This is a genomic window from Nitrospirota bacterium (genome assembly GCA_016207905.1).
In the GTDB taxonomy this organism is placed as follows: Bacteria; Nitrospirota; Thermodesulfovibrionia; order Thermodesulfovibrionales; family JdFR-86; genus JACQZC01.
In genome coordinates this window covers 23,847-31,060 of sequence record JACQZC010000017.1, presented here as the reverse complement: position 1 = coordinate 31,060, position 7,214 = coordinate 23,847, and the positions used below count along the sequence as shown (strand labels likewise).

The 7,214-nt window shown below is 40.1% G+C and carries 7 protein-coding genes; all 7 read left to right on the top strand.

Annotation, left to right across the window (positions count from 1 at the left end; all coding sequences use genetic code 11):
* Positions 1 to 809 (top strand): hypothetical protein (locus tag HY805_02170; GenBank protein ID MBI4823021.1); only part of this gene is annotated, 809 nt, incomplete at its 5' end.
* Entirely contained in the window at positions 788 to 1,597 is an 810-nt protein-coding gene (locus HY805_02165; protein ID MBI4823020.1) for a hypothetical protein, read from the top strand. The genes HY805_02170 and HY805_02165, both read left to right, overlap by 22 nt.
* Positions 1,576 to 2,262 (top strand): hypothetical protein, encoded by a 687-nt coding sequence (locus tag HY805_02160; protein MBI4823019.1) that lies wholly within the window; start codon positions 1,576 to 1,578, stop codon positions 2,260 to 2,262. Before HY805_02165 ends, HY805_02160 begins: the two co-directional genes overlap by 22 nt.
* On the top strand, positions 2,259 to 4,103 hold the full coding sequence (locus HY805_02155; protein MBI4823018.1) for a hypothetical protein: 1,845 nt from the start codon (positions 2,259 to 2,261) through the stop codon (positions 4,101 to 4,103). Before HY805_02160 ends, HY805_02155 begins: the two co-directional genes overlap by 4 nt.
* Before the next feature lie 24 nt (positions 4,104 to 4,127).
* Positions 4,128 to 4,352 carry a hypothetical protein gene (locus HY805_02150; protein MBI4823017.1) on the top strand — a complete coding sequence of 75 codons (225 nt, stop codon included), beginning with the start codon at positions 4,128 to 4,130 and terminating at the stop codon, positions 4,350 to 4,352.
* Between the two features lie 443 nt (positions 4,353 to 4,795).
* The gene (locus HY805_02145) at positions 4,796 to 5,938 is read left to right on the top strand and encodes a methionine adenosyltransferase (GenBank protein ID MBI4823016.1); all 1,143 of its coding nucleotides are present in this window, start codon (positions 4,796 to 4,798) and stop codon (positions 5,936 to 5,938) included.
* A 4-nt stretch (positions 5,939 to 5,942) separates the two neighbouring features.
* Positions 5,943 to 7,202, top strand: coding sequence for an adenosylhomocysteinase (locus HY805_02140; GenBank protein MBI4823015.1), 1,260 nt, complete (start codon positions 5,943 to 5,945; stop codon positions 7,200 to 7,202).
* Positions 7,203 to 7,214: the final 12 nt, after the last annotated feature.

The window sequence follows — 7,214 nt, the reverse complement described above, 5'->3', positions numbered from 1 at the left end:
CTGCCGGAGAGACAATATCAAGCCCAAAGGTGATAGTAACTGGAACAATAGAAAATTTCATAGGAGAGTTAGGGGTAACTGTAAATGGAATAGTGGCAGATGTTTATGGCAATCAGTTTGTTGTTAGCAATGTGCCATTAGTTGAAGGAGCAAATACAATCACTGTCACGGCAAAGGATGCACTAAGAACCACTACAAGCTCTATAACAGTTAATGCAGTAATGCCAGTAAGCTATATAGAATTATCTTCAAACATTGAATCAGGCATTGCACCTCTTACAGCCTATTTCTCAGCCTCAATTTCAAACCTTACTCCTTCGTCATATCAGATGGATTTTGAAGGAGATGGAATAGTTGACTGGACAGGAGCTTCTTTTGAGGATATAAGCCATACATATACCTTAGAGGGAATTTTTTATCCAACAGTAGTAGTTACAGACAGTCAAGGCAATAGCTATTGGGATGTGATTGCAATCACTGTGCTTTCAAGGGCAGAGATGGATGCTTTGCTTAAAGGGAAGTGGGAGGGGATGAAGAGTGAGTTGGCAGAAGGGGATGTGGAAGGGGCGATGGGGAGTTTTGATGAGTCCTCAAAAGGAAAATATGAAAAAATTTTGATAGCCCTTAAAGACCGCTTACCTTCAATAGCTTCCAATATGGGTGAGATAAAAATGGACTATGTTCTTCAAGATGTAGCTGAGTATAGGATTAGCAGAATTGAAAGTATAAACGGTCAGATAAGAGAGGTTACTTACTTTATCTATTTTGTGAAGGACAAGAGTGGGTTATGGAAGATAGAAAGCTTTTAAAGATATCGGCCGTATCAACTGTAAGCTTCACAATTCAATTCGTATTTATTTTCCTAATTTCTTACGCTGTATGCGCAGAAGGTTTTGTGCTGTCCGGCTTCCAAGGGTATGTTTTGGATAAAGAATCAGGCAAGCCGATAGAGAATGCATATGTAATTTGTTTTACTGATTATTATTCATTTGGACAACGATTCAATTTAGGAGGTCCTAATTCCCGACCCGATTCAATGCAGATTGCCAAAACAGACAAAAATGGGTTCTTTATTATGAAACTATACAAGAAATACTCCGGAGGATGGGCAGATGAAAGAAGTGTCTTTTTTTTAAAAGAAGGTTATATTTATGCACTAGAATATCTTCAACTATCTAAAAAGAAGGATGTCTTAAGAGATAATCCGTTCATATATAGGCCCGGCGAGGAAATACCGCTGAAAGGCACAATCAAAATTTATTTAAGCAATAAAGAACGGAAAGACATTAATGGCGAAGTTATGATAAATGGTTATTTGGGCTTGCTTTACAGAACTCGTTATTACCATGATTATTTTAAAGACAATAATAAGGCGGAATTTAAAAGATTAAAACCATATTTTTTAGAATTGTACAAAATATTCAATGAACATTCTGATACTATTATGAAGACATTTTCCGAACCACATTTAGTGGAAAATTGGAGAAACGAATTAAATCGGTATCGTGAAAGTTTAAACGGTCAGATAAGAGAGATTACTTACTTTATCTACTTTGTGAAGGATGAAAATGGATTATGGAAAATAGAAAGCTTTTAAAGATAGTTGCTTTGTCAGCAACAGTGATTTTCATTTTGACATTTACTTCCAGTTGTCAAGCTGACCAGTGGATACTCTTTCATGACAAAGAGATAAAGGGCTCTGTGATTGATGTTGAGAGCGGGAAGCCCATAGAAAGGGCAATTGTTGTTGGCATGTGGGAACTTACACAAATTCCGGGTGAAGGGTTTGGAGGCTATGCAAAGATACTTCTGTCAAGGACGGATAAAGAAGGCAATTTTACAATTCCATCATGGACAACCTTTAAGCCGTGGAAATTGGCATGTGTGATGCATGGGCTTGCACCGAAGATTGTGATATACAAGCCGGGATATAAAGTATATTGGTCTCATAAAATAGCGAGAGCAGGCTATCCTGACGATATGTCTAAAACAGAAGAGGAAAAGAAAAGGATTAAAGAAGAAAATAGCATTAATCCTGCAAAACTGAAAGGGATTCATACGGGTGAGGAAAGAATTGAAAATTTAGAAACAATGGAAAATGCCGGGCGACTCTATGATCTTATTGATTACTTAAGTAAAAGTGATTCGATTGTATTAATTGAAGCGATTAAAAAAGAATATTTACTTCTACCAACAAAGTTTAGGGAGCGATTTATTTATTTGGAGCAAATCGAAAAAAGGCTATCAGAGGCTAAAAAGTGAAAAAAATCCTTTTTATAATTGCAGTGATTTTACTCTTACCCATCCATGGTTTAACCTATGAGAAAAATATCCATTGGGAAATAACTAAAAATGCAATTAACAGGTCAATAATTAGCGATTACCTTAAAAATAATTTAGGGATTTCTTTAGATGCAGAATTTGATAAGCGGTCTGGAAGGGATTGGATAAAAGAAGGTAGCCGTTGGGAAGACGACGCTCCACGCTGGCTCCATCACTTTTATGACCCTACTACAGGGCAGGGGTTAAATTATAGTGGTATCACATATGGCAAGCCTTCCCTACAATGGGGAAAGAGTGATGTAAATAATGCATATAATTGGAACAGTGCAAGAGATTATTACTATTTAGCTCTAACTAACACAGATTCAAAGGATAGGGAATCCGCATTTGCACATGTTTTTAGAAGATTGGGTCAGATAATTCATCTTATTCAAGACATAGCAGTCCCTGCCCATACAAGAAACGACCCTCATCCCTATTATTTTGAAAATATTCTGCAACAACAGCGCGATATGTATGAAAAATATACAAGAGATGCGGTAAATAAAAGGATTCCTCTTAAATATGACGGCTATCTTCCGGTTGACAACACCACATTCAATAACTTTGATACCTTCTGGGTAAACAACGGTAAAGGACTTGCTGAGTTTACTAATAGGAATTTTCTGAGCCGTAATACAAACATAGACGATGGCAAATATACTTTGCCGGTAAGTATTGGAGAGTGGGTTACGACAGAGACAATTAATGACCCCGATTTAGGGCAGATAAGTGTTGAAGTTAGGTATCTTCAGGGGTATGTTACAGACAATTACCGTCCACAACTTTCTGCTCCCCTAACACGACTATCAGCATACTCATATTTTGATTTTGAAATGAATCAGCTTACCGGTCAAAGGGTATACTCATTGAACGATTATATTCACAAAGACTACTCAGACTTTCTCATCCCCCGTGCAGTTGGCTACTCCGCAGGACTACTTGATTATTTCTTTAGAAGTGAGATTGATATGAAGCGTGCTCCTAACCCTGGCTGGTATATAATCAAAAACCTCACATCTGAGCCAATGAGCGGAACATTTGAACTTCATTATGACGACATAAACAATGAAAGACACAAGATAGCCAATTGGACTCTTAATATTCCCGCATATGGAAATGAGAGTGTTTCATTTCAGCCACCCTCTGCACCAGAGACCAAGACCGAGGGAGAATACATCCTCGTATTTAGTGGCACTATGGGAGAAGAACAGGACGCTATAGTAGGAAAGAAAGTATTAATTGGCTGTGAGCCTACCATTACCATAGTAAACGAGGACGGAACCCAGGCAAAGGACACAATGCTGAGGAATCAAAGTAATGATTATAAGGTGGTTAATGAAGATGGCTCGCCTGCCTATTGTAGCGCCCAATGGTCTGTCTCTGCTACTCAAAGAAGTGTGGTTGGCAATAGCACAATTACAGAGGATGGGGTATTAACTGCTGGCTCTACTGCTTGCGGAACATTGGTGGTTACAGCTAATTGTTCTGATTGTGGAATAGTAAGTTCACAGCAGGTAAGAATTACAGATGCAGGAACCTGGTCATTAGAAAACCAAATATGTAGGCATGCCTATACATGGGGTGCTTGCCCTGGTGGTTCTTGTTATGTTTTTTCAGGTGGGTATCGTTATAGATATGATTATGGCTGGTATATATTAGACTCCTCTATTAACGCAAATTGCACAGCAGGGTGTTGGCTTGACCCTGTAGGCTCATGCCCTTACAGTGGCACATGGATTTTTAGCGCAAGTTATCTAAGCTTCTGGCGTTGCTACTGATATTAGCAACTGGTGGAAAACTTAATGAAGACTAATCGGGCAATACAGATAGCAGATTATTTAAAGAAAAAGTATCCTGAGCTTATAAATTTCTTTTCAGCTTATTCCCATGATGCAATCGTAAGGGGAATTGAGTTTTGTTTTATGAAAGATTATCCACAGGGGATAGTTTCGGATGTGCCACTTGCTCAGAATATAAATGAATTAGATAGGGATGCAAGGGAATTTCTCAGTGTAGGAGAGCAGTAGTAATTCACCCCCTGTTCAACCTGGACATAGGTTAATGTGTTACCTATGTTAGCAGGTTGCACCGACAGAAAAAACCTCTTGACAAACCCAAATCCATCCTTTATACTAATAACTATAGTTTGAATAGATTATAGCTTATATAACGATAGTTGGAGGGGTTGAGATAGAGGCGTTAAGGAGCTTGAAGAGCTAAAAAAGGAGAATGAACGCTTGAACACTCAAAAGGATGATAAAACTATTGAATTAAAAGAGAAAACAGATGAAAATGGAGTTTGAGAATGAACATATAAAAAAGGAAGATGGTAACGATTTTTGAAAAGCAGGTTGTTGCAATCAGAGTCTCATACATCCTGAACCCATACAACCACTTTTATTTTTTATATATTTTAAGGTAGAATTATAATTCTGATTAGCTACTTATTTACCGAATTAAGGAGGCAAATATGGCAGGAAAGAATTTTTATTTCACCTCAGAGTCAGTGACAGAAGGACATCCGGATAAGATTGCCGACCAGATATCGGATGCCGTCTTAGATGCAATAATAGCGAGAGACCCTTATGGAAGGGTGGCATGCGAGACTATTGTAACAACAGGCCTTGCATTTGTTGCAGGCGAGATAACGACAAACTGTTATGTCGAGATACCATCCATAGTAAGGGAGACCATAAAGGACATTGGCTATACGAGGGCTAAATACGGCTTTGACTATGAGACCTGTGCAGTGATTACATCCATACATGAGCAGTCCTCTGACATTGCCTTAGGCGTTGATGTTGGAGGCGCAGGAGACCAGGGACTTATGTTTGGCTATGCCTGTAATGAAACCCCTGAGCTAATGCCCCTGCCTATCATGCTTGCCCATAAGATTGCAATGAGACTTTCAGAGGTAAGAAAGAAAGACATATTAGGCTATCTGAGACCTGATGGAAAGACACAGGTCACTATCGAATATCGGGACGGTATCCCCTTTAGGGTCGATACGATAGTTGTGTCCTCACAGCATAGCCCTGATATAACCCTTAAGGAGATGAAAGAAGACATCATAGAGAAGGTCATTAAGCCTATTGTCCCAAAGGAGCTTCTCGATGAAGAGAATATAAAATATTATATAAACCCTACGGGCAGATTTGTCGTAGGCGGGCCAATGGGCGACACAGGGCTTACAGGAAGAAAGATTATAGTTGACAGCTATGGCGGTGTTGGCAGTCATGGAGGCGGATGCTTCTCAGGTAAAGACCCTACAAAGGTTGACCGCTCAGGCGCATATATGTCAAGGTATGTTGCAAAAAACATTGTAGCAGGAGGACTTGCAGACAAGGTTGAGGTGCAGATTGCATATGCAATAGGTATTCCTGAGCCAGTCTCTATACTCGTTGACACATTCGGCACCGAGAGGATCGATAATGCAGAGATAGTCTCCCGCATAAGGAAAAACTTTTCCTTTGTCCCAAAGGACATGATAGAGTCGCTGAACCTCAGAAGGCCAATATTCAAAAAAACTGCGGCATACGGCCATTTCGGAAGAAACGATGCTGACTTTACATGGGAGAAAACAGACAAGGCAGATGCCTTGAGGAAAGGCTAAAAAAATGCTCAAACACCATATAAAAGATATTACTTTAGCAAAAAAAGGCAGACTCCGCATCGAATGGGCATCAAAGGACATGCCGGTTTTAGAAAGCATTAAAGAAAGGTTTTCAAAAGAAAAACCACTTAAGGGGATAAAGATAGCCGCATGTCTTCATGTCACAACAGAGACGGCAAACCTTATGGAGACCCTTAAGGCAGGAGGCGGAGAGGTTTCCCTCTGCGCATCTAACCCCTTAAGCACACAGGACGATGTAGCCGCATCATTAGTTGCCCACAGCAAAATCCCCACCTTCTCCATAAAAGGCGAGGACAATAAGACCTATTACAGACATATAAACGATGCCCTTTCCCTAAGACCTCATATTACAATGGATGACGGAGCAGACTTAGTGTCAACGCTTCACAAAGAAAAAAGAGCCCTCCTTAAGCATGTTATCGGAGGCACAGAAGAGACAACCACAGGCGTAATCAGGCTAAGGGCTATGTCTGAGCATGGGGTCTTAGCGTATCCAATCATAGCAGTCAACGATGCATATACAAAGTATCTTTTTGACAATCGGTATGGCACAGGACAGTCAACGATAGATGGCATAATGCGCTCAACAAACAGGCTCTATGCAGGCTCTGTGATTGTTGTTTCAGGGTATGGTTGGTGCGGAAAAGGTGTCTCCATGAGGGCAAAAGGCATGGGAGCAAGGGTCATTATTACAGAGGTCAATCCGCTAAGGGCACTTGAGGCAACGATGGATGGCTTCATAGTTATGCCTATTAAGGATGCCTCCTCAATCGGCGATATATTCGTTACTGTCACAGGAGATGTAAATGTGATATCCAAGGAGTGCTTTAAAGTTATGAAAGACGGTGCAATAGTTGCAAACTCAGGACATTTCAATGTGGAGATTGATATACCTTCGCTAAAGAAGATGTCAAAGGCAAGAAGGGTTATAAGGGATTTTGTCGAGGAATTCACACTCAGAAATGGAAAGAGAATCTATCTCCTTGGAGAAGGAAGGCTCGTGAACCTTGCGGCAGCAGAGGGACATCCCTCACAGGTCATGGATATGAGCTTTGCGAATCAGTCGCTTTGTGCAGAGTACATGGCGAAAAACTATAGAAAGCTTCAAAACAAGGTCTATAGCGTCCCTGAAAAAATAGACAAAGATATTGCAAGACTTAAACTCAAGGCAATGGGTATTAAAATAGACACCCTTACTGTAGAGCAGAAGAAATACCTTGCAAGCTGGGAGATGGGCACATAGAGCAGTCAATAA